This window comes from Defluviimonas aquaemixtae (genome assembly GCF_900302475.1).
Taxonomy (GTDB): Bacteria; Pseudomonadota; Alphaproteobacteria; order Rhodobacterales; family Rhodobacteraceae; genus Albidovulum; species Albidovulum aquaemixtae.
This window is the reverse complement of the sequence record NZ_OMOQ01000001.1, coordinates 1416134-1440764: the sequence shown is the minus strand read 5'-3', so window position 1 is coordinate 1440764 and position 24631 is coordinate 1416134. Positions and strand designations below refer to the sequence as shown.

Genomic DNA, 24631 nt, shown 5'->3' with positions numbered 1-24631 from the left:
GTTGGCCTATTGGTTTTTCTGGAGCTCTAGCCGGAAACCGGGATAGGCAAAAGCCGTGCTGATTGTCTCGCAGTCTATTTCGGGGACGCCTTCGCGGCGGGCGGTTTCGTACCAGGTTTCTTTGACCCGCTCCTCCATCGCGTCGATGATCGCAGCCGCCTCCTCGGGCTTGAGGTGGAAGCGCGCGCATTGCGAGAGCATGTTCTCTGCGTTTGCGTAGCGTCCGAAGTCACCGCACGTCATGGCGAGGTCGCGCCTCTCCAGGCTGATCGGCATTGAAGGTGTCAGGTCGTAGGCAGGCGAGAGCTTCCAGTCCTTGTCCCTGGCGATCACCGCATGGTTGCGCGGATGATCGTCGGTGTTCGAGATCAGCGAGTTGAATACCATACGTCTGAACAGTTCTGCGGCGTCGTCCTTCGGCTGTGAGCTGATGCGCCGCAACTCTTCCGCCAGCAGCACATATGACCAGCGTTCACGATGTTGGTGGGTGTCCTCGGTCCGCAGGATTGTGAGCCCGCTCATCATGCGGGCGCGCAAATATCCTTTGTCGCTTTGCTCTCGGTCAAAGCGCTTGACGAGAAGCACATCGCGTCCCGCCACAGTGACGATGCGGCTTTGCGCCGTTTGGACGTTGCTGGCGCGCGCAAGCTCCAGCATCGCGTGTTCGACACGTGCATAGTTCCATTTGTCATCAGGCCTGTTGAATTTAGCGATCCACAGGCCGTCCTCGTCTTCGACGACGGCCTTGGGACGGGCACCGCCCATCGATGTGCCGATCAACATCAGGTCTTCCACCTGTCCGGCCTCGGGGCCGTCCGGCACTTCTTCATCTGCGATAATCGCATCTGCGAGCCGGATCAGTTTTTCCAGATCGAGCGTCTTGTTGAACTTTCTCTGCGGGGCAGGCGGCTTTGGCCCCAGACCGAACCCGAGCGCGCCGGCCCGGTCATCGGGCGCATAGAGCAGGTAGTCGATCTCACCGAGCTGGGGCAGCCCTGCATGTTTTTCGATGACGCGTCGCCCCCAATAGTCCGGCCCGGCATCGCGCAAGGCTCCGAAGACGCCTTTGAGGGCCGTGGTCTGGTAAGTTATACCTGCAAGTTTGAGTTCGATCGGGTCAATCGGGACGGCGTCTGGGTTGTCCAGGTAGCTTTTTCCGTAGACGAAGCGCCCGACCGGCACCCCTGTCCAGTCCGGCTCCAGTACGAAGCGTCCGGCAGTTACGAAACTGTTTGTCCCGGACAGCGTAATGTAGACAAAGCACTCGGTCGCTCCGGACTTAGAAGTCATTGTCGAGCCCTTTGCCGCTTCGGGCGCGTTCACGGCCGCTTAGCTGATCGAGCGCAAGCCCCTCTCTGTCGGTTAGGGGATCGGCAAGGTCACGAAAAGGCCGTAGCAAGTCATAGGCCCAAAGCAAGGCGGCGTAGACAGCCATGCCGGTTGCCAGCTTGCCTTTCTCCGCATCCATGACGGCGCGCGGACCCGTGCCGATCTTTTCGGCGACCTGCTCGATCGTCATGTTGCGCCGGAGCCTTGCCGTGCGCAGGTTCCGACCCAGGCTATCGATTGCCTGTTCGACTTCGTAGGGCGGGGCTTCCACAAGAAGGTTCTTTCTCGCCATCTGCTTTGTATAACCTCTTATCGTTTTTAAAGTGCTTTCTAAAGCATACACAATATTGATGTCTCAGTCAACTCATATGCCTTATATAGCACGTTAAATGCATTTGACGGCTATATATGGCAGTAAAGGCGCTGCTGAAAGCATCTGGCGAGTAGAATCCCGATCCGCAAGCGCAAAGTAACGTTTTCTGATACCTTCTGCAGGTAAATCCGGCACGTCCTACAATGCTCTCCTGTTGAAGCCGGGGCGGTCGAGTCCTAGCTTTGCGTGGTTTTGGCCATGCAGCAGCCTGTTCTTGTGCAGGGGGCTTTGAACGTCGCCAGCTAGCAGCACGCTTGGTACATCGTATTATATAAAATTCGCGAAATTAATGAAATTCCCGGTATGTGAGCAACTATAGTGTGGATATACAAATCTACATTAAATTCCTGTTTTTCGCGAATTTATGTTATTATGTTATAGTATGAACGATTCGCGAACATCACTGCCGCGAGGCCGCGCGCGCCTATCTGCCGTTATTCAGGCGGCGGGCGATGTCGTGCGCATTGAAGACGCCGTTCAAGCCCTTGATATTACACGAACACAGGCGGCCAAGCTTCTCTCACGCTGGACGGAGCAGGGCTGGTTGCGCCGCGTCGGAGCCGGAGCCTATGTTCCCGTCCAGCTTGATCTTCTCGAAGCGCGCCAGGTCGTGCAGGACCCGTGGATTCTGGTGCCGACGCTGTTCAGTCCCTGCTACATCGGAGGCCGGACCGCAGCAGAGCACTGGGATTTGACCGAACAGATATTCCGCGATGTGCTGGTCTACACCGCCCGCGCGATACCCAGCCGCACTGTTGAACGCCAGGGTGCGATCTTCACGCTGCGGCATATCAAGGAAGAGCTGATCTTCGGCACCAAGACGGTGTGGCGCGGTCATACGCGGGTTGCCGTGTCCGATGTCCACCGCACGATCATCGATATGCTGGCCGATCCCACTGTCGGCGGCGGCATTCAGCATGTCTCGGAATGCTTTGCGAACTATCTCCAGCGCAAGGACGCCGATCCCCGCGCGCTCATTGAATACGCCTTGAAGAACGGCAACGGCGCGATATTCAAAAGGCTCGGTTTTCTGGCCGAGCGTCATGAGAAGGGGCGCTATATAGCGCGCGAAGCGGCGCGGCACCTGACCAAGGGTCATGCCAAACTCGACCCGTCCCTTTCCTGTCCGCGTCTTGTTACGCGCTGGCGGCTCAGGGTGCCGGAAAGCTGGGCGCAGGAAAAACATGATTGATCGCCGCGAAATCCTTGATCTCGCGGCAACGCTGAGCCTCACACCGCATGTCGTCGAAAAGGACTATGCGCTTGGCTGGGCGCTTGCGGGAATATATGCGCACCCCGAGCTTGCGCCGAGCTGGGTCTTCAAGGGCGGGACATGTCTTAAGAAATGCTATTTCGAGACTTACCGGTTCTCCGAAGATCTCGACTTCACGCTGAAAGACGAATCCCAGCTCGATGAGGCCTTTCTTCGGCGCGTGTTCGGCGAAATCGCAGAATGGATTTACGAACAATGCGGTCTTGAATTCCCAGCCGACCTGCAGCGATTTGATATCTTCACCAACCCGCGCGGGTCTATCAGCTGCCAGGGCAAGCTGGCCTATCGCGGGCCGGTATCGCCGCGCTCACCGCCGCGCATCAAACTCGATCTGACTGCAGATGAGCGGCTGGTGCTTCCGCCTGTGCAGATGCCGATCTTCCATCCATACAGTGATGCGCCGGATGGCGGCTTCACTGTATTGGCTTACGCCTATGAAGAAGCGTTCGGCGAGAAGGTGAGGGCGCTTGCCGAGCGTACCAGACCGCGCGATCTCTATGATGTCATTAACCTCTTTCGCAACACTGAGGCGCGGCCCGCCGCTGCTGTGTTGCTCGATGTGCTGCGCCAGAAATGCGAGTTTAAAGGGATACAGGTCCCGAAGCTTGGTGATCTTGCAGCGCACCGCGGCGATCTCGTAGGCGCATGGGGCCAGATGCTCGAACATCAGTTGCCGTCGCTGCCGCCGGTCGAGTCGTTCTGGGACGCGCTTCCGGCCTTCTTCGATTGGCTGCTTGGCGGCGCTGCGGCACCGGCACCTGCTGCCTACCAGCTTGGACGGGGCGAGACGGTCATTCGCGAGCGCACCCTGCGTATTCCGGTCGGCGGACGAGCACAAAGCCATCTTGAGGTCATTCGCTTTGCAGCAGCCAACCGTCTGTGCGTCGAGCTTGATTACATGGATGAGCGCGGACGGCGCAGATCCCGTTTGATCGAACCATACTCGCTGCGGCGCACGAGCGAAAACAACATTATCCTGCATGCCTGGAATATCGACAGCGACGGCCATCGCAGCTACCGCGTGGACCGGATTCAGGGCGCGCGCACAACAAACCAGACTTTTGCGCCGCGTTATGACGTGGAGCTGACGCCGAGCGGGCCGGTTTCTATTCCGCAGATCGAGCGGCGGTCCGGCGATAGCGCGGGTGGGGGCTGGGGCGCGACACCGGTGCGTCCGGCACGCGCGCCGCGCCGCGCCGTGCGAACGACCAGCAGTTTCAGCTCGGGTCCGACCTATGTCTATCAGTGCGGCATGTGCGGGAAGAAGTTTAATCGCAAGACGATGGACGGGCGGCTGAACAAGCACAAGGCCCCCGGCGGGTTCCCGTGCGGCGGTCGCATGGGATTTCTGGTTGATACGAAATATTAAAGCCTTAGCGCCTGCTTTTGAGAAAACGTCTTAGTTCATCCGGTTTGCCGACGATGCGGTGCAGCTCGAATTCACGATTGCCGATCACTTTGTAGTCAACGAGCATATCCCGCTCGAACAGGTACGTGGCCGCAGGATTGAGCCTGCGCGGTTCCCAGCCGTACAGCTCCGCGATCGCCTTACTTTCGGCAGGGAAATCATCGTCATTCATGACGTCTGCCGCGAGTTTCAGGGCATCCTCGCGCGGGTCCCAAGGTTTCCAGTGGCGGTCGAATTCCGTGAACAGCGATGCCTTCACCAGGGCATGAATCTTGGTGTCCTTGAAGAAGCCGGAAAGCTCATAGAGCGCGTCCCTGGTATCATCGATCGTCAGGCCGCTCGCTTCAGCCAGCGGTTCAACGTCGATCATCGGATCGGCGAAACGGCCATACTTGGTGTTTTCAACAAAGTAACGCGCAACAGTGTTGGCCGCCGCCGAGTAGCCGGTCTGTGTCGCTGCATCCGCCGCCTGAGCGTGCGGTGATGGGCCGAGCCGGGGCTTGCGGCTGATCCCGTGGATATCATTGATAAGCTGCGTGATGTCCTCATCAGCCTTGATCTCCGGCGCGTGCATGCCGGAAAGCAGCGGCGGCAGATCCAATGCCGCCAGCTTGTAGCGCACCGGCATGAAGCTGCATTCATTCCTGAGCCTGCGAACAAGACCGGCATCCATCTCCTGATTGACCCACGGCTTTCCAACTGATTGCGGGGTCAGCAGAACAAGGAAATGTGTGCATTCGCCGAGACCTTCATCGATCTTCTGGCGAAGGCTGTCGCCGGTACGGATGCACCAGCGGTCCCACCAGGTCTCAATCCCGCTTGACTGAAGCTTGTGCGCAATTCGCTCGGCCAGCTCGGAATCGTCCGAGGCATAGGACAGAAAGGCGCGCGGCGGTCCATCGGTTTGCCGGTCCTGCATCTCCTCATCTTCGCTCTCAAGGCCAAGGCGTTCGCGGACGAGTGCAATCACTTCCGGTGAGCCCTCGACATGGAATTGCAGGTTATCCAGGTCATCGCCGCGCACAACCACCGTCGGGAACTCGCCGGTCTGCGGGTCGCGTACCGCGCCGACCTTCTCCCTGATTTGTGCTTCAAGGCTTTCCAGTACGGCCTGCATGATCGCATCGCCGATATTGCCGGGACGAATCCGTTTTCCATTCAACTCGAAATGTATCATCTGCCCGCTTCCATGCGCCGCTTCTACCAAATAATCTAGCCTTCTGGCGGCGGACCACAAGATATCGCCCGGAGGTTATGCACGGAAATCCAGCCTCGTGTTCTGTGTTTCGTCGTTTTCGTGCATTGCGCGTCCTGCGTTCAGGACTGGGCTCTGGTAGACCAAGACCGCTTTTCACGGTCTCGGCCCTGCGGCTTCGATCCCTCGCGCTCGGCGAAGGCTACCAGCCTGATTTTCTTCAGAGTCTATTGCCGGTCGTAACCGCCACTGTGGTGATAGACGGCCAGCCAGCCATCGCCGTTATTCGCATACACGGTCGTGTTAATGGTGTCACCGGAGTGGGTTTCTCCCATAAGCAGGACTTCCGAAGCGGTCAGGTAGGTCAGGATGAGCACGTCATCCCCGACTGCTTTGAAGCGCGGGTCCTCAAGTGTTGCGCTCATAAGCTGGAAACCATCGCTCAGAACCGTCTCGCGCACATCGGCGATCGAGTGATAGCCGGAAGAGTCGACCGAGACACCTTCCGGGTCGATGGATTTTCCCCATTCCTCGCTATTGCCGTCCTTGAGCATCAGGCATTCGACCATCTCAAGTCTCAGAACTTGGCGTTCATCCTCATTGTAGTCCTCGGGGTTGAGCCCGAAGGCAGCAAAGACGCTGTTGATATCCTGAATGTCAGTTTGAGCGAGCGCGACGCCTGCGCTAAAATTGATGAGCGCACAAGCGGTTGCTGCGCAGAAGAGTTTAAACATTTCCTGTTCCTCCGGATAACGAGGCGCGATGGCCCGGCAACAAAAGAATACTACAAGCGGCGAGATGGAGACAGAACGACTCCGGCTCACACCGCTAATGATGTCCGATGCCGATGATCTGCACGCGATCTGGACGACGCCCGAGGTGCGGGAATATCTTTGGGACCACCGTGTGCTTACCCTCGCCGAAACGCGCGAGATTGTTCAGCGCAGTCAGAAACTGTTCGCCGGTCAAGAGTGCGGTCTTTGGACGATCCGCCAGCGCGGCGATGCCGCGCTTCTTGGCTTCTGCGGCCTATGGCCGTTCGAACAGGACCCGCTTCCGGAACTGCTCTTCGGACTTTCTTCCTCACAGTGGGGGAAGGGCATTGCCTTTGAAGCATCAAGCGCAATTCTTGATCACGCATTCCAAGTTCTCGGCTGGGAGTATGTCCCGTCAAGTGCCGATCCGGGCAATCAGCGATCACATCGGTTGCTCGCGCGTCTCGGGTTTTCACGTTGCGAGTGTGACCACGCTGAAAGCGGGGCCATCGCCTACAGCTTGAACAACCCTGCAATGGCGCATGCCGAGACCGCCTAGCACACTGCCTTTGTGCTGAGCGCTTCTAAGCCGTCTCCACTGTCCATTTTCGAAAGTTCTGGTTGCGAACCGGCGGGGACGGCGTCCGGTCAAGACGAGAGAACGTCTATGGACAGCATCGCTCTCTCGTTGCCCGCATCTTGCTCAAAGTGTTATAATGAAAGAGTAATTCTGTTTCGGGTCAGCCAAGAATTGGCTCGGCCTGACAAAAGGCCCGACGAGCAACGGCGTCACACGCGTGCTGGCAAGTGAATCGCCGGTATTGGGCCACGCAGCCGCCGACTCGTCGGGCTTGTGATTTTGAATGATCAGGAGCTTTGTGTGCCGTTTGATTTTAGAAACTTATCAGTGCTCGTCGTTGAAGATACCGCACCGTTGCGGAGAATGGTCGAGTCCATCCTCGACACGATGGGGGTCGGCACCATCTATTCAGCCGCTGACGGTCAGACAGGCTACGAGAAATTCAAAAGATGCAATCCCGACATTGTCCTCGCGGACTGGCATATGGCTCCGGTAAACGGGATCGAGCTCACCAGAGTAATCAGAAATGATCAGATGTCACCCAATCGCATGGTGCCGGTTATCCTGGTCACTGGATACAGTGCGATCGAGCGCGTTTCTGAGGCTCGCGATTCAGGCATTACCGAGTTCATGGTCAAGCCGTTCTCTGCAAACGATCTGGCAAAACGCCTTGCATATGTCATCAACAGGCCGAGAGATTTTATTGATTGCAGCGACTACTTTGGACCTGACAGACGGCGCAAGACCGATGCGGGATATAATGGACCGCTCCGACGGGAAGCCGACAATTAGCACTAATCGATTCCTTTGATCTGTGTTTTCGGTTTGTATTCGTGCTGTCGGTCTTCTCGGCTCTTCCCAAGGTTTCGTTTCAATAAGCCATGACGCTTACGCAGGGCGCGGCGTCATGCAACCGGCTGCCCGCTCCATTCGCTACGCTCCCGTGTTGCCAGTTCCCCGCCGTGGCGGTGCACGCCGCCTGACACGCCCTGACGTGCGGTGCAGGTCATCTTGAAACGAAGAAACCTTGAAAAGGAGAAGACCAATGAAACGCACGAACAAAAAACAGCAAACCCCCGAAGCCAAAGCCCCGGCCATGATCGCCTACCATGTTCCCGATCGCGAGAACGCTCCCTGGACCCGCATCGGAGCCGCTTGGGATCACAAAGACGAACGCGGCTTCACCCTGCAGCTCGATCTGGTCCCCGTCGCCGCTGGCCGCGTCGTCCTGCGGGAATACGATCCCAAGATGATCGAAGAAGAAGAGAGCGCTGAATAAGCGCTCTCCTAACCCACGCCGCAGCCGGTCGGTTTCGCCGACCGGCTGTACTGCTAGAGCGGGATGTCACCATCGACGGGCGGGATCCCGATTTTTCTTGTCCTGCCATCATCACCGCGCACATGGCGCGGATGGATGACCAGCGCGGGCAGGAGCTGCGGCAAATCTTCCGCATCCTTTTCGCGCGCCATCTCGTGATTGAGCGCGCCATTGAGCAGCGCCTGAAGATAGGCTTCGGCGCTCTTGATCTCGCAGCGCTCGGCTTGCTCTACGGCAAAGCCAAGCGCCCGATAGTCCAGATGAAAAGTCACAAGGGGCATGGCTCAGTCTCCCGGGTAGTCGTCTTCGTGCCAGACCCCGCCGCCGGGATCGGTCACGAATGTCGGGCTCAAATCTTCCTTCGGGCGGTCCTCTACGCGCCATCGCCTGTTGCGAAATTCCTGTGCAAGGTGCTGGCGTAACAGCTCATCGATCCAGGCTGCCGCGCTTTCGAAACCATTCGCCTGCGCGAGGCCAGTCATGGTTTCCATGTCTTTGTCGCTTAGGTCGATCACGATCTGCGCCATCACAATTCTCCTTATTTGTTCGGCGGACCGCTCAGCAGCAGCCGCACGTTCTTGTTCCGGATGCGTTTGACGCCCTTGCTCCCGCCGCTCGTCAGAAGCGCGACGCCCTCACAAAGATCGGAAAGCGGCAACTCGTCTCCGAACCGGGCAAACTTGCCATCCGTGATTTCGGCAAAGGCTGAGAAGGCCCGCGCCGCTTCCGTACCTTCTCCTTCGAGGAAGGCGAAGACTTTGATACCGGCGGACTTCAGCTGTTGCGCGAGCGGCTCGACGTCCCCCGGCCCCTCTTCATACGCATCACCGATCAGGATGATCGCTGATGCGGGCCCGGCTTCGTCCTTTTCCAGGAACCGGGCCAAAGAGGGAAGGATGTCTGTAAAGCCCGGCCTGCAGCTCACTTCGGCCATGCGCCGCGCTACGATATCGGCACTTTGTTCCCATCCGAGATCGGAGACCTCTCCGCCGCCGAAATAGACGATCCGCAGTTTCGTCGAGGGCGATCCCGCCAGTGACTCGAACATTCGGGCCTGAATTATTTGTGCTTCTTCCCAAGTTGCCGATCGACTGCCTGTCGCATCGATGACGAAGCCGATCTTCGCCGCAAGCCGTGCTTCACCATGTGAGCGCAGGCGCTGTATCGCACGCGCAAAAAGCTGAGCGCGGCTTTTTCTGTCTGGTTTTGGCCGGTAGTTTTGCCATTTGCGTGCTCCCGTATTTGTCTTGCGTTGCTGCATCCAACATCGGATCAGGCGGAGATTTCCGGAAGATCACGAGCTGGTCACGCGGGGGGGCGCCGCCTAGTTCCAGCCGCGAAAACCCCTGATGAGCTCCCGCGCCTCATTGACCGCAATAGTCTGCGCGGCGCTGCCGCCCGCATCGGGATGGGCGCGCCTGATCATTGCGCGGTAGGCGCGCTTCAACCCGTCCGGCGTGCCATCCGGATCGAAGCCAAGGAGCGCGCAGGCCGCGCCGTAGGCTGCGTCAATGTCTTCTGGCTCATCGGGATCTACGTCGTCCTCATCGTCTTCTTCTGACGGCGGACCGCGCGCGAGCTCAACGATCAGAAACCAGCCCAGAAGAATTGCGGATTTCATGACGTGCAGAATGAAGCGTAGCGGCGCGATGACGATCCGGAAGAACAGCCAGCCAAGAACGAAGAACACGCCCTTTAATATCGCCAGCAGCGCGATCACGATGCATTCGATCAGAAAGCACAGCAGGTAACCGATGAGCTCGATGATGATCGGGCCGAACTCTGCGATGACGAAGCAAAAGATCAGCCAGATCACAATGATGCCAAACAGCGTGTCCATCACACCGCTCCGCCGAACAGATGCCACAGGCCAAGACCCAGAGCGGCGGTGATCATGCAGGCGGCCAGCGGGTGCGGGGCCATCCACCAGGCCAGCATGTAATAGATGCGGCCCCACAGCGAAGCGAGCTCATCGAAACTGTTCGGATCAGGCGTCCGGCGAATTAAGTACGGGTTGTTGTGATAGCGTCCGCGAAAGCGCGGCTGCTTCCAGTAGGGCGTTTTCTTCAGGACCAGCGGCCACATCCTGCCCATCAGGACAATCTGCTCGCCGCCAGCGGTACGCAGCAGCTCTTCCGGCATGATCAGCGGCCTTGCTGTATGCGAGACCGAGATTTCACCGCGGGCGTTCCTGGTCTCGGTCTTGATCGTGCTCTGGCCGATCATCTGGCTCAGGATTCTTGCCGAGTAGTGATCCCCGACGCCAAGCACCTGCAAAAGCTCGCAGTTGCTAACAATCGCCTGCCAGTCGTTACCATAGATGCCGTAGACCTGGGCAAGGCTCTGCCAGATCGTCCAGAAGCGCACATTGTACTTGCGCAAAGTTGCAAGCCAGGTGGCAAGCCGCTTGATCTGCCCAAGAGCCGCCGCTTCGTCGATGAGAAAGAGCACTTTGTGCCGCGCGTAGGGCTTGCGCTGAAGCGTCAGGACCGCGCAGGCCATCGCAAGCCGCGTGATCGCCGCATGGCTCTCGATATATTGTAGTGGCATGACGACACTGATGACAGCGCCCTTACGGCCCGCGCCGGTGCCCTTGAGCATGCCAAAGTCAACATCATTGCCGCTCAGCGTTACCCGCACCTGCGGATCGGCAAGAAAGGCAAGGTCCTGCTGGATCGTGGACATAATCGCCGAAAACTCTTCGGGGGACTGTGCCTCGGTCCGCTCCAGCCTGTTCGCTTCAAAGGCGGTCAGCCTCCCGCAGGCAGGATTGGCCTTCATCGCGGCAATCAGCGCATCCCAGCCATCGGCATCCGCGTAGGCATAGTCATAGAGCGTGCCGATATTCTGGCGCTCTGCCGGTTCGCTCGTCTTGATATGGACGATCATCGCGCGCTTCGCGCTGGTCGCGGCGTCCTTGAAGTAGGAAGTATTGCCGCCTTCGTTCGCCTGACGCGGTGTCAGCATTTCTGCGATGAGCAGCGCATCGGCGGCAAAGCTCGGGGCGGCGGGATCGATCGCCGCAAGCGGATTGAAACCGTGCGCGGGCAGCGCATAGGGGGCTTCGGTGAACATGGCGAACGGATTGATGCACCGAAAGTTCATGCCTCCGCGCCGCCATGCCTTGCAGGCGGTTGCAGTGTTTTCGCCGCCGGGATCGACGACGAACAAAAATTTCTGCTCAAGAAGGTTGGGCAGGATCGCCGATGTACCCTTGCCGCAGCCGGTCACGCCCACGCTCAGCGCATGCGCGCCGTTGTAGCGGACGGCAAGGCGACCTTTCCAGTCGCCGACATAAAGCCCCTGCGATCCGAAAAGCTTTGCGCGAAAGGCTTCCCACACGGTGCACCAGCGGGCCGCGCCGTGCGTGTCTGCCTTCTTGCCATCAAAGCGCCAGGCCAGCAGCGCAGCCACTGTGACAAAGGCGGCTCCTGCGATGATCCAGCTTTCTACTTGCGAGAAGTCCATCACTATTCTCCTGCTTGCCCGCAGCGATGCGGGCCTTATGGAGAAACTGGCGGCGGCAGGGCTGGCGCTGAAGATCACGGACAGGTCACGCCCCGCCCAAGGCTGATGAGGCGCTGATCACAGGCTGGTCACGCCGTTCCTTTGGGTTGACCTGCGATGCTCACTTTCTGATCATGGAGGCGCGTATTTGCGGAGATAGCCGCTGTCATGGCTGAAGATGACATTCCGATCACTTTTGATGTCGAGCACCGGGCACAAATCCGGGCAGCAATCAAAGCCTATATGAAGGCGAACAGGATCGGCGTGCCGACCCTGTGGGATCGTCTCAGCATTGCCGATCCGAAGAAACGTGAAATTTCCTTGCCAACGTTGCAGCGCTTTGTACGCGGAACGCATCATACCGCCGACATGGTTGTCGAAATGTGCGTGCACTTACTGCGGGCAGAAGACTTCCCGGTCGCTCCCGAAAGCCCTGCTTTGAATTTTGGTCCCGCGCTCGCGCGGTTCCACGGTGCGGCGGAAACTGATCACGTGCCGATCAAGGCCGCGCTGCGTGAGGCTCTGACAGGCACGTATCTGGAAGTGCGCAGCCGGGAAGCAGCGCAGGACGGGATCAGGCTTGAATTGACGATCACAACATCAGAAGACGAGCGCTTCATGATCGCAGACGAGATCAACCGGACCGAAGCCGGCTTTTCCTTGTCCGAACATGAAGGCGCTTTGATCGTGAGTGGCGGGCTTGTCTACATCGCGCTGCGCGACAAGCTGACCGGCTCCCCGAAATCCTATTATCTGGAGCGGCTCAAGGCTCATGAGAGCTATCCTGGCACCTATCTGCGCGGACACGTTATCGCCGAAGCGGGCTTCCGCGTTGTGGATGATAAGGACAGCACGATCAGCAGGGCAGAACCGATCCTGATCGAATCCGGGAGGCCGAGCGATGCTGTGGATTGAGACCGACGAACAGAACAGGCCGATTGCCCTTGATCGACCGCGCTACGCCGCAGACGACATGCTCGCTGCGGCGCGCCGCGCCGACACCGGGAGTGTTCTCGCGGCGCTCGCACGCGGCGAAGACGTAAACATGACCGATGAGCAGACCGGGCTTTCGGCGCTTCACCTGGCGGTGGCTTCGAACAACATAGAGCTGACCAAAGCTCTGGTCGAAGAGCATGGCGCGGCATTCTTCGCCGATGGCTTCGGGCGCTGGCCGAGTGTGATTGCCGCTGAAATGGCAGGCGTCAGTGATGAGCTGTCAGACTACATCGTTCTTGCCGAAGCGCGATTCATTGACGCTCAGAGCAAATGACAAGCGTGATCCGGCGATCACAAAGAACAGAAGGCATTTGCCATGTCCGAGCCAGACAAATTTTCCTATCACGAAGCCCTGCACATGAGCAGCTTTTTTGCCCGTGCCGTGGAAGAAGAACTGGTCGATCATCCGGCTGTTCAGGCGCACCCCGAATGGCAGGCCCTCGCGGAAAAAGCGTGCGAAGCGCTTAATGATCTCTACCAGGCCATCGGGAAGAAAGAAGATTAAGAACCGCGAGCCGCGTGATAACGCGGCGAGCACGCCAGTGAGCGTGACCAGGATTTGACCAACGCACTGAAATCATGCACTATAACCCGCACTCACCGTGGGTTTAGGCCCATTGGTTAAGGCTTCGTTAATATCCCCAATGTCATAATGGAATGAGAGGCCGTTAAGGTCGAATACAAGATGTGCGCGGTGAGACCGCGCCATCTTGGCAAGGGGGCGCTACCGCCCCCCGTTGCATCCCCCAGCTCAGCGGCACCATCAGGCATCGAGCCTTTTCGTGCCGCTTGCGGCGTACCCGCCTGCAGCTCTGAGCAAACGGTCCGTGACCAGTTTGTGAGCTTCAGCATTTGCACGCCGCAGCCGATCTTCTTCGAGGGACTCAGAAGACCGGGCAGGGGGAGAAGTCTCTCTCCCCACCACACCGCGAAGCGCGAACAGCGCGTGCGGAACACGCGCCGCCCGCGGCGCGGTAGTGGCCCCCATAGACCAGGGTTTTCGCACCCTGGACCACGACCAAAGGGAGATTTCGCTCTCCCTTTAGAAACCCATCGACCAAAGAGCCTTCGCGCCCTTTGGAAACCTGATGAGGGGATGCCGATCCCCTTCAAACCCCGGCCACCGTTTCGCTGGTGGACCACGAGCAGGGAGGCTCCCTGCACGGCAAATGGTGAAAGGAGCGTGAGCGAACAGTATGGCGCGCAGCGGCAGCGAAAAAAGACAGCGCAAGACCACGCTCAGCGCGCGGTTCAATGACGCTGAAGCCGCTCTTGTCAAAGAGCGTGCCGCCCGTGCAGGCGTGCCTGTTGCCGCTCTGATCCGCCATGCCGTACTTGCCGAAAAGCCGCTCCGCAAATCCCGCACACCGCCGCTTGATCGCAAAATTGCGGCGCAGTTACTTGGTCAGCTAGGCGTTCTGGCGACGGCTTTGCGTGAGGCTTCTGTAGGAAACGATCGCACTGATGATGCGATCATCGACGCTGCCCATCAGGACCTTTCCGAAATGCGCGCCGTGCTCTTCGAAGCGCTTGGGCGCAGGCCGTGAGGAGGGCGCGTCATGATCCTCAAAGGCAGCCAGCGCGCGAACGGATCGGATCTCGCCATCCACCTGATGAACGGCTTTGATAACGAGCGCATCGAGATCGCCGAACTGCGCGGCAGTGTCGCCGATGATCTCTACGGCGCGTTTGCCGAGTTTGAAGCCGTTGCCGCTGGCACCAAAGCCGACAAATATCTCTACAGCCTGTCCATCAACCCGCCCGAGCCGTTAACGCGTGATCAATATCTCGAAGCGATCGCCACCATCGAAGACCGGCTCGGGCTCGGAGGGCAGCCACGGGCCGTCGTCTTTCACGTCAAGCCGGACGAAAATGGCATTGGCCGCGAGCACTGCCATGTCGTCTGGTCGCGGATAGACTTGGAGGCGATGAAAGCGATCCATATGAGCCATGACAAACGCAGGCTGATGGATTGCGCGGTTGAGCTCGCCCATCGCTTTGATCTGGAATTGCCGCCCGGTCTCAAAGCCTGGGAGGAAAAACGCTACGATACCCGCGAAAAGCTCGATCCGACGCTGGCCGAAAAAGCGCAGCAGGATCGCACTGGCATTACCCCGGAAGAGCGCCGCGCAGAAATTACGCAGGCTTATGAGCAGGCCGATAGCGCTGAAGCCTTCCGCGCCGCGCTTGAAGAAAAGGGCTATGTCCTTGCGCGCGGTGATCGGCGCGGCTTTGTCATCGTGGACCGGCAGTGCGATGTGCACAGCCTTACCCGCTATATCAAAGGCCACAAGGCCAAGGACATAAAAGCCAAGCTCGCAGGTCTCGATCGGGACGCGCTGCCGTCGGTCGATGAGGCAAAAGACCTGGTCCGGAAGCGCGGCCAGGCAATGGGTGAAGGCAAAGGTGAAAATACCGGCAAAGCTGAAGAACATCAGGCAGAGCTCGCGCAAATGCGAAAAGCCCTGGAGCGTCGGCTTGCTGACAAGCAGGTGCGCAGGCAGGCTTCAATCAATGGCAGAGAGCAGGAGCTACTCACTCGCCAGCAGTCAGAACGCATGGCGCTTCATGCCGCCCAGCTTCGGGAGGGCAGGGGACTGATCTTTCGGGCGCGGCGGGCCGTTGCCGGTTTGATCGGTAAGACGCCAGGACTGCGCTCGGTTCTCGGGCCGATCCAGAAGCTCACTCATCTCGATCCCGCGCAGCGTCAAGCCGCAGAACGGGAATCGCTTGCCCGCCGTCATGAGCGCGAGAAGCTCGACATTGCCCGAAGCCGCCGGATGGCGCAGCGCCTTGGCATACGTGAGCGTCAGGCGCTGGAACGCCGGATGAAGAGGGCAGAGCTGAAAGCAGAAAGCTTGGAGCAGCAGCTCCGGCAGGACTTCTTCGAAGCGGCGCGGGACCGGCGCGTCAAAACATCAACGGACATGCCGCAGGGCAAACTGTCCGAGGCCTTCAATGATGCGGGCGAGTTTGCCGAAGGGCTGGAACAGGCGCGGGCTGCCGATCTGGAAGACGAGCAGGATAAGAAACGCGCCCGCACCTGGAAACAGCGCGCTAAAGAGCGGCGGCGGGGTAGGGGCCGTGGATTCCAGAGTGGTAGGCGCGGTGGCAAAAGTTTCCGGCGCGACGACGACTAGCGCCCTTTGCGGCGATTACTTCTTCTTGCCGCGCCCTGTATCTCCGCGTCCCGGATTGGGGATCGACTCTTTCTGCGTCGTGTTCGGATGCTTGTCCGCGTATGACTTCTTCACGAATTTTCCGGTGGTCGAGCTACGGTAGTCGGTATGGCTCTGCTTCTTTGCCATGATTTCTGTCTCCATCGATAAGCGATACCACATATATGGGAACCGATATCAGCCGGCACAAGATGTATGACAGCAAAAAGGCGTGACCAAAAGCGAGCAGGATCGGTGCTACCTATTTCTGCATTGTTTTTCGGCCCAACATGGCAGGATAGTGAGCCATGCGCGTCTTTCTTGATGATATACGGATGACACCGGAAGGTTGGGTGCGGGTTTACTGGCCGGAGCAGGCTATCGCCCTACTTGAAACCGGTGATGTCGAATTAATCAGTCTCGATTACGACCTCGGCGATGCCGAGCGTGGCACCGGAATAGACGTGCTGGTTTGGCTTGAAGACGCCGTTCGCGAACGCGGGTTTCATCCGCCAGAGATCCGCGTTCATAGCGATGACCGCCTTGCGCGGATCAAGATGCAGATGATGGCAGATTCGATCATGAGCGAAGGTAGCGAACGCCAGGACAAACCGTGACCAGCCTGTGATCAGGACAAATCGGTCCTGATATCCCATGCTCACCTCATCAAAGTGGGAGCAAAATCATGAAACTCACTATCGCCGAAAAAGAACTGATCGACGGCATCAATCAGCGCGCAGCCAATGCCGCCGCCATGTATAAGGCATGCAAGCAGAACGCGCGCAACGCGAGCACTATGGCGGAAAATGCCGGTGCAGAGTTAGGCGAAACCATTTGAGCTACTTTGCAGAGGAGGAACAAGAAGGCGCCCAGACTTAACTGTTTGTGATTGCGGGTGGTTATGCTTGGCCAGATAGCGATCTAGGACTCATCATTATCTCTTGGGCATTATGGGTTCACAAAGCAAATGAGATATTTGGATTGGGAACAGATAACGGTGGAGTCGTTCCAGCGTACTGCTCCAGTGCCGTTTTCATACCCTTGTTGCCCCTGATAGGAGTTTGTGTTGTCAGACCAGTCGTTGCAGTGGTTTGAATTCGCTGTAGTCCCCCAAAGTGATGTCGAGTTGTTTGCGAAATTCGTCCAGTATCTATGGGCAGTAGCGTTATCGAATGTGTTGGAGTCAGCCCAGTCAGTCGTATAGCCGGGTCCGGCACCATTCGAGTCGGTCACGAACGCCGAGCCTCCGACGGTTGTGCTTCCGGAAACGGCGAACTTGTATGTCGTGTCCGCTTCCAAGTTCTGACAAGTTGAACTATCGCAAAGCCACGCTTTAACTCGCGCCGATGTTAACGTGCCCGCTTCAGTTTTTCCTAGCCAGTTGTTGCTCTGCAAGTTGCTAAGGCAAGTGCTGTTCGCACCGCTTAGGCCACTCAGGTTTCCGTCGTAAGTAGTACTACTGATAACAAAATATCCGATTCCGCTGCTACTCGGACAAACCCAACTTGAACTGTCGCAGAACTCAGCGCAGGTTGTGCTGCTGTTGTATCGAATAGCACCTTCGATCGTGCCGTCGCACGTACGGCTGTCATAGCCAGGTATGATCGAGCCGCCAGGATCACCACCGCCACGCAAATCGGCAGCCGTCTGAGCATGAGCCGCACTGATGATTTGGGGAACGACAAAACCAAAAAACAAAATAAGAAAAGAAATTCGCATCATCACCACCTTGCTTTGTTTACCCCTCCCAATTCGCCCAACTTGAGCCGTTATAGATACTAAGAATTTCGCTGTTACTGAGAACGCGATCGTAAAGACGAAAATCATCAATCCCGCCGTCAAACTCTGTACTGCTTGGATGCGAAGGCGGCTGGCCAATGCCTTTGTCATTGCCGCTGTCGTCAATCGTGCCCCCACTGCCACCCGTTTGTGTGGCATAGCTGACCTCACTGCCATTGACGTATATTTTGATAGCTGCCGATGACAGGTTCCCATCCCAGGTTGCCGCAACATGGGTCCATGTCCCCGTTGCCACGTAGCTGGAATTCGAGTCGCTTTGCGGTTTTGTTCCCCCTGTGCTGAAGACGTAAAACCTTAGGCCGCCGTTGTTCAAAACGTAAAAGGTGTAACCAGAGCCGCCAGAATTAGTGGTCGTTGCAAAAATCGTTCCGGCATTTCCAAATCCATAGTCTGTAAGAGATTCCGGCCTGACCCACGCTGCAATGGTTAGCGGGCCAAGATTGTCAAGGCTCGTGTCTGACCCAAGGTTGAGGTAGTTACCGTCTGCATGTTCGAGGTCGAATGCGCTATCAATTTGTCCGGTCAGCGTGTCGATGTTACCCGTACCCTGCCAAGCACCATCGTTTGAGCCAACGCTATCGTATGCTGTGCTTCCGCCTGCGCTTTCATCAAGTTGCCAGTGTCCGATGAGACCATCCGTGGGTTCGGTGCTGGCGCAAACTTCAACCTTGCCCGAACTGCTATTGTATCGCATTGCCCCCGTCAGCAAACCACTACAGGATCGGCTGTCATAGCCCGCGATAATCGAACCGCCATTGGGGCCGCTTGCGTCAAGAGACATTTGTGCCTGCACCGTGAACGCCGGAACACAGAGCAATGCAATCAGTGTTATTAGCAGCAGACTATTTCTTCGCATCATCACCTTGTTGCTTCTCAAAATAGCCCTGCGCACCGGCATCGACGATAGTCCCGCCATAACGAATACCGTTGCGCACATGCAGCCCATCGCTTTTCAGCACAGCACCGAGTTCGCCATCCACGTAGAATCGAATTTCATTAGTCTCGCCGTCTTCTTCTATGCGGGTATCCGCTTTACGGTCAGCCGCAGATAATTGCTTCGTCTGTGCGAACGCACAAAGCAGGAGTACTGTTAGTAACGTAGACAAAAAAATTACTGGAATTCGCATAAGAACCTCTCAAAAAACATAACAGTTACAGCTTATTAAAAAGAATAATAGTAATACCGCATATTATAATCAATTTCTCTTAAGTTAATATGAACAGCTATTTTCTCTTGCAATTACTCCGCCTGCACACAGACATCAGCGTGCAAATACTCGATCTCATTGAACGCTTAGCTTTTTGCTTTATGATTTTAGAAGTAAGGACCGTGAAGGCTCAGATTCACCAGGGAAGCAGCACTGCGCCGGTTCTCCTCGCATCCTCGCCCCTGCTTTGGTGTGGGCGAGGATGGCTCCGGGGAAGCGGCTTTCAGCCCGCTTGGGACAATTTTGGGACACTCAGCAGCCGATTCAGGCGACCTGCAGCGACATATGGCGACGGTTAAGTCTATGATATTATATAAAAACGCCGTGATTTCAGAGGCTTGAGATAGCCCTCCGAAGGCAGAGGTCACAGGTTCGAATCCTGTCGGGTGCGCCAATGATTCAGCAATTTGAGCCGGAATCCCCAGCGCGCGACGCCGGACCACCTGCAAGATCTGCGCGCAGGCAAAAGAAAAGGCGCCTCGCGGGGCGCCTTGCTCTGTGACTTAAGGTCGTTCCTGTCAGCTGCCCCAGGAGCGGACCGGACCGCAATCCATATGAACGAAGTTCGACCGGCTGTATTTGCCGACGCCTCCCGCCTCGCAGGCAGCGGCGGCGCGGAACATTTGCGAGACCGAACGCGACCGGAGCCTGAGGTCTGCGGCCTGCGCACTCATGTGCAGCGAGTTCTTCGCGACACCGCGCGAGCGCGAGCGCAGAAGCGCGTTGGTCTGCGGCGTGCGGTAGCCAGAGAGAAGCATGTAGGGCTCGCCCACATCCAGAAGGCGATGCGCGGCCGCCGCGATGTCGATCGTGCGCGCATCGATCGTCCTTGTCGCGTCCGACCGCCAGTCGCGCATGAAATAGGTGATCTCGTTCATGGCCTCGGGGATGTACTTCCCCTCGATCCAGTAGATGGTGTCGATGCTTTCCCCGGTACGGCCCGAATACATGCGGATGCGGCGGACATCGCCCGCCCCGCGCAAGAGTCCGAAAGCACTGGAGCAGGTCGGCGCCGCCGCCACAGCGGTCGCCGCAAACGCCCCAAGAAGTCCACGCCGAGTGAAGCTCAAGGTTGAGTGATTTGTCATGGCAATACGCCTGTCCCGTAGCATTTCGCCGCCTTATCAGCGGCTTGTTCTGTCGATGTCCCCAAGTGCTGACTTCTTATGGCATAAGACGATTCCGTCGCCAACGGGCAATTGTCCGCTGAAAGGATATTGTGCCGTGATCGGCGAAATGCCGCTGATCGAGGTAAAGAGGCCCGTGAGCAGGGCAGAGATCGCTTGCGCTGTTGCGCTGCTGCATCAGGCGCGGGGCGGCTCACGCCGAACTGGCCCTATCGTGAATGGACACCAATCCACAAATCCCTGACACTGGTTAATCAGGGAACGGGTAAAGGTGCAGAGGATTTCATGACGGCAGTATTGGTGCGGCCGAGCTTTGTCGGAACGGTAATTTTTAAAGTCCTTACCTTCGTTGGCGTGTGGGTCATCCTGGCTCAATCCGCTTTATCGTCTGATCTCGCCTTCCGTCAGGCGGCAGCCGAGGAACTTGCCTCAACACCCGCCCTTGCCGAGTTCTATCGCGAACGGGACTATGCGCCGCTCTGGACCTCGTCGGCTGACACAGAGCGCCGTGCGGCGCTCTTCCGGGCGCTGGCGATGGCGCCTGAACATGGGCTTCCCGCCGAACGTTATGACGCCGAGGGCCTGAAAGCCGCCTTCCTCTCACTCGCCTCGGAACGCCAGCGGGGCCGGCTTGAGGCCCGTGTGACGAAATCTTTCATCACTTATGCCGAGGACATGCAGTCGGGCGTTCTCGATCCCAGGCGCGTGGACAGCGGGATCGTTCGCGAGGTGCCGAAGCGCGACCGGCTCGCGACAATGCGCGCGCTGGCGGCCTCTGACCCGTCGGCCTATTTCGGTGCATTGCCGCCCCAGATGCCGCAATACGAACAGCTCCGCCGTGCCAAGATGGACCTCGAACGGTTGATCGAGCGCGGCGGTTGGGGTGAAACGGTGCATGCCAAGACGCTGCGCCCCGGCGACACCGGGACCGAGGTGATCGCGCTCCGCGACCGGCTGATCCGCATGGGGTATCTGGCGCGAAGCGCGAGCGCGGTGTTCGACGGCGAGATGCAGAAGGCCGTCCAGCGGTTCCAGATCGACCACGGACTGCACACCGACGGGATCGCAGGCGCGGGCACGCTCGCCGAGATCAATGTCGGCGCCGAGCGGCGGCTTCATTCCGTCGTCGTGGCGATGGAGCGCCTGCGCTGGATGAACGGCATATCGCTCGGCCGCCGCCATATCTGGGTCAACCTGCCGGATTTCAGCGCCAAGATCATCGATGACGGCAAGGTCACGTTCGAGACGGCGACCGTCGTCGGCATGAACGAGCATGACCGCCGAAGCCCTGAATTCTCCGACTTGATGGAGCATATGGTCATCAACCCGACCTGGAACGTGCCCCGCTCGATCACGGTCAAGGAATACCTGCCGATGCTGCAGAGAAACCCGCGTGCCGTGGGGCATCTGAAGATTGTCGACCGGCGGGGCAGGGTGGTAAGCCGCGACGGCACCGACTTCCGGCAGTTCACGGCGCGGAATTTTCCGTTTTCGATGTCGCAGCCGCCGTCGGAGCGCAATGCATTGGGGCTGGTGAAGTTCATGTTCCCCAACCGCTGGAACATCTACCTGCACGACACGCCGACGAAGTCGCTGTTCCAGAAGGAGGTCCGGGCCTTCAGTCACGGATGCGTCCGTCTCGGCTCGCCGTTCGATTTCGCCTATACGCTTCTCGCGCGGCAGACCGACGACCCGAAGGGCGAGTTCCACCGTCATCTCAGGACGGGGCGCGAAACGACGGTTCTGCTGAAGCAGCCGGTACCTGTACACCTCGTCTATTTCACCGCCTGGCCCGACGCGCGTGGCGCGATCGAATTCCGGCGTGACGTCTATGGCCGCGATCAGCGGATTTTCGAAGCACTGATATCGGCTGGGGTGGTCTTGGACGCGCTTCGGGGATAATGCTCTCCACGGGGTGACGAAGCCCCGCATCGGATCTGGAAGGCAGTATGTCCCACACTGTCGGGGAAATCGCTGAAGCGCTCGGCGCGGCGGCCGAGGGCGATCTGTCGCTGACAGTCTGCCGCGCGGCAGAGCCCGCGACGGCGGGGCCCGAAGATCTCGCCCTTGCAATGGACAAGAAGTATGCGAACGGCTTCGCCAATAGCCGCGCACGTGCGGCTGTTCTTTGGGAAGGTGCCGATTGGCGGGCGCTCGGGCTCGCCGCGGCGATCTTCGTTGCCAGGCCGCGTGTCGCCATGGCGGGCGTCACGCGCCAGCTCGATCCTGGCCCTGACATCGCGCCGGGGATCCATGCGACGGCCATCGTCGCATGGGACGCCGAGGTCGCGGCCGATGCGGCGGTCGGCCCCTACGTCATCATCGGCGCGCGCGTGCGGATCGGTCCGGGCGCGCGGATCGCGTCGCACGTCACGATCGGCCCGGACACGGAAATCGGCCCGGAGGCGCTGATCCACGCGGGCGCAAGGATCGGAGCGCGGGTCAGGATAGGAGCGCGCTTCATCTGCCAGCCGGGCGCTGTCATTGGCGCCGACGGTTTCTCCTTCGCCACGCCCGAGAAGTCCGGCGTCGAGGAGATCCGCGAGACGCTGGGCGAACGCGCCGAGATCCGGGCGCAGAAGTGGCTGCGTATCCATTCGCTCGGCGGTGTGGAGATCGCCGACGATGTGGAAATCGGCGCGAATGCGACAGTCGATTCTGGAACTATCCGCGCGACCGTGATCGGGTCGGGCACCAAACTCGACAACTTGGTCCATCTCGGTCACAACGTGACGGTCGGGCGCGACTGCCTTTTCGCGGGACAGACCGGCATCGCCGGGTCGGTCCGGATCGGCGACCGCGTCATCCTCGGTGGCCAGGTCGGTGTCTCGGACAACATCTTCATCGGCGACGACGTGATCGCAGGCGGCGGCACCAAGATCCTCTCGAACGCGCCGGCGGGCCGGGTCCTGCTGGGCTATCCCGCGATCAAGATGGACAGCTACATCGACGCCTGGAAGCAGATTCGCCGCCTCGGCCGGCTGGTCGACCAGGTCGCGGAGCTTCGTGCCGCTGTTACACGACTGGGCGTAGGAGAGCAGAATGGAAGAAGCGATGACGACGAACGTTAGGGACCAGGTGATCGCGATCATTGCCGAACAGGCGGTGCTCGACGTTTCTCAGGTATCGCCCGAGATGAGCCTCGAAGACCTTGGCATCGACAGCCTCGGCCTCGTCGAGTCGATCTTCGCGATCGAGGAGGCGTTCGACATTTCGGTGCCGTTCAACGCCAACGAGCCGCAGAAGAACGAGTTCGACATCTCGTCGGTGTCCGCCATCATCCGCGCGGTCGAAAATCTGGTCGCCGAACGGGCATGAGGCGCGTCGCCATCACGGGCGGGGGGACGATCAACGCGCTCGGTCACGATGTCGCATCGACCTCTGCCGCGATGCGCGAAGGGCGCTGCGGGATCGGACCGCTGGACATTCGCGACGTGGAGCGGCTGTCGATCCGGATCGGCGGACAGGTCCGAGACTGGGAAGCCGAGACGCATTTCAACCGCCAGGAACTGGCGCTCTACGACCGCTTTACCCAGTTCACGATGCTCGCGGCCCGGCAGGCAATCGAACAGTCGGGCCTGGTCTTCGGTGAACGGCTGTCGGCCGAGTCCGGAGTCGTCCTTGGCACCGCCGGGGGCGGCGTCAACACCTGGGACGAAAACTACCGCGCGGTCTACGAGGAGGGGAAGAACCGCGTGCATCCCTTCGTCGTGCCGAAGTTGATGAACAACTCGGCCGCCTCCCATGTCAGCATGGAATGGAATCTGCGCGGCCCGTCCTTCACCGTGGCGACCGCCTGCGCCTCGTCCAACCATGCGATGGGGCTCGCCTTCCAGATGATCCGCTCGGGCATGTCACGGGTGATGGTCACCGGCGGGTCGGAGGCGATGCTCTGTTTCGGCGGCGTGAAGGCGTGGGAAGGCCTGCGCGTCATGTCGAAGGATGCCTGCCGCCCGTTCTCCGCCAATCGCAACGGCATGGTGCAGGGCGAGGGGGCAGGCGTCTTCGTCTTCGAGGAGTGGGATCACGCGGTCGCGCGAGGCGCCGAGATCCTGGCCGAGGTGGCCGGCTTCTCGATGACATCGGACGCCGCCGATATCGTCATGCCGAACCAGGCGGGCGCCGAACGCGCGATCGCTGGCGCGCTGGCCGATGCCGGGCTGGCCGCGGCCGACGTGGGTTATGTCAATGCCCACGGCACGGGGACCGCGGCGAACGACAAGACTGAATGCGCCGCCGTCGCGCATGTCTTCGGACACCACGCGAACCGGCTCTTGATCTCGTCGACGAAGTCGATGCACGGCCATCTGATCGGCGGGACCGGCGCGGTCGAGCTTCTGGCCTGCCTCATGGCGCTGCGCGAGGGCGTCGTCGCCCCGACCATCGGCTACGAAGAGCCCGATCCTGAATGCGCGCTCGATGTGGTTCCGAACACCGCACGCGAGGCGAAGGTCTCGGCCGTGCTCTCGAACGCCTTCGCTTTCGGCGGGCTCAATGCCGTAATCGCGCTGAAGAAGGTCTGAAGCGCGTCGCGCCGGGCGGGATTCATCGTGGGATCGGGCCGGCGCCTGATTGCTCCGCGCCGGATCGATGCTGCGTTTAGC

Annotated in this window: 30 protein-coding genes; 16 read left to right on the top strand and 14 right to left on the bottom strand. The window is 59.1% G+C overall.

Annotated features, from left to right (window positions below; translation table 11 throughout):
- Window positions 1–6: 6 nt before the first annotated feature.
- Both DEA8626_RS07105 and DEA8626_RS07100 read right to left on the bottom strand, forming a co-directional pair.
- Window positions 7–1290 (bottom strand): type II toxin-antitoxin system HipA family toxin, encoded by a 1284-nt coding sequence (locus DEA8626_RS07105; RefSeq protein WP_108852310.1) that lies wholly within the window; start codon window positions 1288–1290, stop codon window positions 7–9.
- Window positions 1280–1621, bottom strand: a complete 342-nt coding sequence (locus DEA8626_RS07100) for a helix-turn-helix domain-containing protein (protein WP_108852309.1) — start codon at window positions 1619–1621, stop codon at window positions 1280–1282. Before DEA8626_RS07100 ends, DEA8626_RS07105 begins: the two co-directional genes overlap by 11 nt.
- A 463-nt stretch (window positions 1622–2084) precedes the next feature.
- Between DEA8626_RS07100 and DEA8626_RS07095 the strand changes: the two genes are divergently transcribed.
- Complete coding sequence (locus DEA8626_RS07095) at window positions 2085–2894, top strand: type IV toxin-antitoxin system AbiEi family antitoxin domain-containing protein (protein ID WP_108852308.1); 810 nt, start codon at window positions 2085–2087, stop codon at window positions 2892–2894.
- On the top strand, window positions 2887–4344 hold the full coding sequence (locus DEA8626_RS07090) for a nucleotidyl transferase AbiEii/AbiGii toxin family protein (protein ID WP_108852307.1): 1458 nt from the start codon (window positions 2887–2889) through the stop codon (window positions 4342–4344). The genes DEA8626_RS07095 and DEA8626_RS07090 overlap by 8 nt, the downstream gene beginning before the upstream one ends.
- A gap of 4 nt (window positions 4345–4348) precedes the next feature.
- Here the strand turns inward: DEA8626_RS07090 and DEA8626_RS07085 are convergent, their stop codons facing one another.
- Window positions 4349–5560 (bottom strand): toll/interleukin-1 receptor domain-containing protein, encoded by a 1212-nt coding sequence (locus DEA8626_RS07085; protein WP_108852306.1) that lies wholly within the window; start codon window positions 5558–5560, stop codon window positions 4349–4351.
- Between the two features lie 245 nt (window positions 5561–5805).
- Entirely contained in the window at window positions 5806–6312 is a 507-nt protein-coding gene (locus DEA8626_RS07080; protein WP_108852305.1) for a nuclear transport factor 2 family protein, read from the bottom strand.
- Window positions 6313–6340: 28 nt separating this feature from the next.
- Between DEA8626_RS07080 and DEA8626_RS07075 the strand changes: the two genes are divergently transcribed.
- From DEA8626_RS07075 to DEA8626_RS07065, 3 genes are all read left to right on the top strand, one after another.
- Entirely contained in the window at window positions 6341–6892 is a 552-nt protein-coding gene (locus tag DEA8626_RS07075; protein ID WP_108852304.1) for a GNAT family N-acetyltransferase, read from the top strand.
- Between the two features lie 321 nt (window positions 6893–7213).
- On the top strand, window positions 7214–7705 hold the full coding sequence (locus tag DEA8626_RS07070) for a response regulator (RefSeq protein WP_219929169.1): 492 nt from the start codon (window positions 7214–7216) through the stop codon (window positions 7703–7705).
- Window positions 7706–7958: 253 nt separating this feature from the next.
- Window positions 7959–8192 carry a hypothetical protein gene (locus DEA8626_RS07065; protein WP_108852302.1) on the top strand — a complete coding sequence of 78 codons (234 nt, stop codon included), beginning with the start codon at window positions 7959–7961 and terminating at the stop codon, window positions 8190–8192.
- A gap of 53 nt (window positions 8193–8245) precedes the next feature.
- Here DEA8626_RS07065 and DEA8626_RS07060 read toward each other — a convergent pair whose 3' ends face one another.
- The 5 genes from DEA8626_RS07060 to DEA8626_RS07040 all read right to left on the bottom strand — a co-directional run bounded on the left by DEA8626_RS07060 (window position 8246) and on the right by DEA8626_RS07040 (window position 11699).
- The gene (locus tag DEA8626_RS07060) at window positions 8246–8512 is read right to left on the bottom strand and encodes a hypothetical protein (protein ID WP_108852301.1); all 267 of its coding nucleotides are present in this window, start codon (window positions 8510–8512) and stop codon (window positions 8246–8248) included.
- A gap of 3 nt (window positions 8513–8515) precedes the next feature.
- Complete coding sequence (locus DEA8626_RS07055; protein ID WP_108852300.1) at window positions 8516–8758, bottom strand: hypothetical protein; 243 nt, start codon at window positions 8756–8758, stop codon at window positions 8516–8518.
- 11 nt (window positions 8759–8769) lie between these two features.
- Complete coding sequence (locus DEA8626_RS07050; protein ID WP_146188843.1) at window positions 8770–9492, bottom strand: vWA domain-containing protein; 723 nt, start codon at window positions 9490–9492, stop codon at window positions 8770–8772.
- A 63-nt stretch (window positions 9493–9555) separates the two neighbouring features.
- Window positions 9556–10071, bottom strand: a complete 516-nt coding sequence (locus DEA8626_RS07045) for a J domain-containing protein (protein ID WP_108852298.1) — start codon at window positions 10069–10071, stop codon at window positions 9556–9558.
- Window positions 10071–11699, bottom strand: a complete 1629-nt coding sequence (locus tag DEA8626_RS07040) for a type IV secretory system conjugative DNA transfer family protein (RefSeq protein ID WP_108852297.1) — start codon at window positions 11697–11699, stop codon at window positions 10071–10073. The genes DEA8626_RS07045 and DEA8626_RS07040 overlap by 1 nt, the downstream gene beginning before the upstream one ends.
- Window positions 11700–11906: 207 nt before the next feature.
- Here DEA8626_RS07040 and DEA8626_RS07035 point away from each other — a divergent pair, with 207 nt between their 5' ends.
- From DEA8626_RS07035 to DEA8626_RS07015, 5 genes are all read left to right on the top strand, one after another.
- Entirely contained in the window at window positions 11907–12653 is a 747-nt protein-coding gene (locus DEA8626_RS07035; protein ID WP_108852296.1) for a hypothetical protein, read from the top strand.
- On the top strand, window positions 12640–13008 hold the full coding sequence (locus DEA8626_RS07030; protein ID WP_108852295.1) for an ankyrin repeat domain-containing protein: 369 nt from the start codon (window positions 12640–12642) through the stop codon (window positions 13006–13008). The genes DEA8626_RS07035 and DEA8626_RS07030 overlap by 14 nt, the downstream gene beginning before the upstream one ends.
- 42 nt (window positions 13009–13050) lie before the next feature.
- Window positions 13051–13239: a hypothetical protein gene (locus DEA8626_RS07025; RefSeq protein WP_108852294.1), complete on the top strand. Its 189-nt coding sequence runs from the start codon at window positions 13051–13053 to the stop codon at window positions 13237–13239.
- A gap of 691 nt (window positions 13240–13930) precedes the next feature.
- A complete protein-coding gene (locus DEA8626_RS07020) occupies window positions 13931–14281 on the top strand; it encodes a plasmid mobilization protein (RefSeq protein ID WP_108852293.1) in 351 nt (116 codons plus the stop codon).
- Window positions 14282–14293: 12 nt separating this feature from the next.
- A complete protein-coding gene (locus DEA8626_RS07015; RefSeq protein ID WP_108852292.1) occupies window positions 14294–15874 on the top strand; it encodes a relaxase/mobilization nuclease domain-containing protein in 1581 nt (526 codons plus the stop codon).
- A gap of 15 nt (window positions 15875–15889) precedes the next feature.
- Here DEA8626_RS07015 and DEA8626_RS21025 read toward each other — a convergent pair whose 3' ends face one another.
- Window positions 15890–16042 carry a hypothetical protein gene (locus DEA8626_RS21025; RefSeq protein WP_181366377.1) on the bottom strand — a complete coding sequence of 51 codons (153 nt, stop codon included), beginning with the start codon at window positions 16040–16042 and terminating at the stop codon, window positions 15890–15892.
- 158 nt (window positions 16043–16200) lie between these two features.
- On the opposite strand from DEA8626_RS21025, the gene DEA8626_RS07010 reads away from it, so the two are divergent.
- Complete coding sequence (locus DEA8626_RS07010; RefSeq protein WP_108852291.1) at window positions 16201–16509, top strand: cyclic-phosphate processing receiver domain-containing protein; 309 nt, start codon at window positions 16201–16203, stop codon at window positions 16507–16509.
- 68 nt (window positions 16510–16577) lie between these two features.
- The gene (locus tag DEA8626_RS21020; RefSeq protein WP_181366376.1) at window positions 16578–16730 is read left to right on the top strand and encodes a hypothetical protein; all 153 of its coding nucleotides are present in this window, start codon (window positions 16578–16580) and stop codon (window positions 16728–16730) included.
- Between the two features lie 110 nt (window positions 16731–16840).
- Here the strand turns inward: DEA8626_RS21020 and DEA8626_RS21235 are convergent, their stop codons facing one another.
- From DEA8626_RS21235 to mepK, 4 genes are all read right to left on the bottom strand, one after another.
- A complete protein-coding gene (locus DEA8626_RS21235) occupies window positions 16841–17611 on the bottom strand; it encodes a hypothetical protein (RefSeq protein WP_146188842.1) in 771 nt (256 codons plus the stop codon).
- A 19-nt stretch (window positions 17612–17630) separates the two neighbouring features.
- Complete coding sequence (locus tag DEA8626_RS07005) at window positions 17631–18551, bottom strand: LamG domain-containing protein (RefSeq protein ID WP_245890846.1); 921 nt, start codon at window positions 18549–18551, stop codon at window positions 17631–17633.
- Window positions 18535–18819 (bottom strand): hypothetical protein, encoded by a 285-nt coding sequence (locus tag DEA8626_RS20815; protein WP_146188841.1) that lies wholly within the window; start codon window positions 18817–18819, stop codon window positions 18535–18537. The genes DEA8626_RS07005 and DEA8626_RS20815 overlap by 17 nt, the downstream gene beginning before the upstream one ends.
- 599 nt (window positions 18820–19418) lie before the next feature.
- Window positions 19419–19988 (bottom strand): peptidoglycan L,D-endopeptidase MepK, encoded by a 570-nt coding sequence (gene mepK, locus DEA8626_RS07000; RefSeq protein ID WP_108852289.1) that lies wholly within the window; start codon window positions 19986–19988, stop codon window positions 19419–19421.
- 324 nt (window positions 19989–20312) lie between these two features.
- On the opposite strand from mepK, the gene DEA8626_RS06995 reads away from it, so the two are divergent.
- Genes DEA8626_RS06995 through DEA8626_RS06980 form a run of 4 tightly spaced genes read left to right on the top strand, consistent with a single transcriptional unit; the run spans window position 20313 to window position 24550 of the window.
- Complete coding sequence (locus tag DEA8626_RS06995; RefSeq protein WP_108852288.1) at window positions 20313–21929, top strand: L,D-transpeptidase family protein; 1617 nt, start codon at window positions 20313–20315, stop codon at window positions 21927–21929.
- Between the two features lie 47 nt (window positions 21930–21976).
- Complete coding sequence (gene lpxD / locus DEA8626_RS06990; protein WP_108852287.1) at window positions 21977–23098, top strand: UDP-3-O-(3-hydroxymyristoyl)glucosamine N-acyltransferase; 1122 nt, start codon at window positions 21977–21979, stop codon at window positions 23096–23098.
- Complete coding sequence (locus DEA8626_RS06985) at window positions 23082–23345, top strand: acyl carrier protein (RefSeq protein ID WP_108853357.1); 264 nt, start codon at window positions 23082–23084, stop codon at window positions 23343–23345. The genes lpxD and DEA8626_RS06985 overlap by 17 nt, the downstream gene beginning before the upstream one ends.
- The gene (locus DEA8626_RS06980; RefSeq protein WP_108852286.1) at window positions 23342–24550 is read left to right on the top strand and encodes a beta-ketoacyl-[acyl-carrier-protein] synthase family protein; all 1209 of its coding nucleotides are present in this window, start codon (window positions 23342–23344) and stop codon (window positions 24548–24550) included. Before DEA8626_RS06985 ends, DEA8626_RS06980 begins: the two co-directional genes overlap by 4 nt.
- Window positions 24551–24631: the final 81 nt, after the last annotated feature.

Coding starts and splice junctions, on each gene's coding strand:
- DEA8626_RS07105 (WP_108852310.1), bottom strand. CDS start 1,290: ATGACTTCTAAGTCCGGAGCGACCGAGTGCTTTGTCTACATTACGCTG.
- DEA8626_RS07055 (WP_108852300.1), bottom strand. CDS start 8,758: ATGGCGCAGATCGTGATCGACCTAAGCGACAAAGACATGGAAACCATG.
- DEA8626_RS07075 (WP_108852304.1), top strand. CDS start 6,341: ATGGCCCGGCAACAAAAGAATACTACAAGCGGCGAGATGGAGACAGAA.
- DEA8626_RS07090 (WP_108852307.1), top strand. CDS start 2,887: ATGATTGATCGCCGCGAAATCCTTGATCTCGCGGCAACGCTGAGCCTC.
- DEA8626_RS07030 (WP_108852295.1), top strand. CDS start 12,640: ATGCTGTGGATTGAGACCGACGAACAGAACAGGCCGATTGCCCTTGAT.
- DEA8626_RS06985 (WP_108853357.1), top strand. CDS start 23,082: ATGACGACGAACGTTAGGGACCAGGTGATCGCGATCATTGCCGAACAG.
- DEA8626_RS07065 (WP_108852302.1), top strand. CDS start 7,959: ATGAAACGCACGAACAAAAAACAGCAAACCCCCGAAGCCAAAGCCCCG.
- DEA8626_RS07060 (WP_108852301.1), bottom strand. CDS start 8,512: ATGCCCCTTGTGACTTTTCATCTGGACTATCGGGCGCTTGGCTTTGCC.
- DEA8626_RS07035 (WP_108852296.1), top strand. CDS start 11,907: ATGGCTGAAGATGACATTCCGATCACTTTTGATGTCGAGCACCGGGCA.
- DEA8626_RS07085 (WP_108852306.1), bottom strand. CDS start 5,560: ATGATACATTTCGAGTTGAATGGAAAACGGATTCGTCCCGGCAATATC.
- DEA8626_RS07005 (WP_245890846.1), bottom strand. CDS start 18,551: ATGATGCGAAGAAATAGTCTGCTGCTAATAACACTGATTGCATTGCTC.
- DEA8626_RS07015 (WP_108852292.1), top strand. CDS start 14,294: ATGATCCTCAAAGGCAGCCAGCGCGCGAACGGATCGGATCTCGCCATC.
- DEA8626_RS07025 (WP_108852294.1), top strand. CDS start 13,051: ATGTCCGAGCCAGACAAATTTTCCTATCACGAAGCCCTGCACATGAGC.
- mepK (WP_108852289.1), bottom strand. CDS start 19,988: ATGACAAATCACTCAACCTTGAGCTTCACTCGGCGTGGACTTCTTGGG.
- DEA8626_RS07080 (WP_108852305.1), bottom strand. CDS start 6,312: ATGTTTAAACTCTTCTGCGCAGCAACCGCTTGTGCGCTCATCAATTTT.
- DEA8626_RS07095 (WP_108852308.1), top strand. CDS start 2,085: ATGAACGATTCGCGAACATCACTGCCGCGAGGCCGCGCGCGCCTATCT.
- DEA8626_RS20815 (WP_146188841.1), bottom strand. CDS start 18,819: ATGCGAATTCCAGTAATTTTTTTGTCTACGTTACTAACAGTACTCCTG.
- DEA8626_RS07050 (WP_146188843.1), bottom strand. CDS start 9,492: ATGCAGCAACGCAAGACAAATACGGGAGCACGCAAATGGCAAAACTAC.
- DEA8626_RS06980 (WP_108852286.1), top strand. CDS start 23,342: ATGAGGCGCGTCGCCATCACGGGCGGGGGGACGATCAACGCGCTCGGT.
- DEA8626_RS21025 (WP_181366377.1), bottom strand. CDS start 16,042: ATGGCAAAGAAGCAGAGCCATACCGACTACCGTAGCTCGACCACCGGA.
- lpxD (WP_108852287.1), top strand. CDS start 21,977: ATGTCCCACACTGTCGGGGAAATCGCTGAAGCGCTCGGCGCGGCGGCC.
- DEA8626_RS21235 (WP_146188842.1), bottom strand. CDS start 17,611: ATGCGAATTTCTTTTCTTATTTTGTTTTTTGGTTTTGTCGTTCCCCAA.
- DEA8626_RS06995 (WP_108852288.1), top strand. CDS start 20,313: ATGACGGCAGTATTGGTGCGGCCGAGCTTTGTCGGAACGGTAATTTTT.
- DEA8626_RS07010 (WP_108852291.1), top strand. CDS start 16,201: ATGCGCGTCTTTCTTGATGATATACGGATGACACCGGAAGGTTGGGTG.
- DEA8626_RS21020 (WP_181366376.1), top strand. CDS start 16,578: ATGAAACTCACTATCGCCGAAAAAGAACTGATCGACGGCATCAATCAG.
- DEA8626_RS07040 (WP_108852297.1), bottom strand. CDS start 11,699: ATGGACTTCTCGCAAGTAGAAAGCTGGATCATCGCAGGAGCCGCCTTT.
- DEA8626_RS07045 (WP_108852298.1), bottom strand. CDS start 10,071: ATGGACACGCTGTTTGGCATCATTGTGATCTGGCTGATCTTTTGCTTC.
- DEA8626_RS07100 (WP_108852309.1), bottom strand. CDS start 1,621: ATGGCGAGAAAGAACCTTCTTGTGGAAGCCCCGCCCTACGAAGTCGAA.
- DEA8626_RS07020 (WP_108852293.1), top strand. CDS start 13,931: ATGGCGCGCAGCGGCAGCGAAAAAAGACAGCGCAAGACCACGCTCAGC.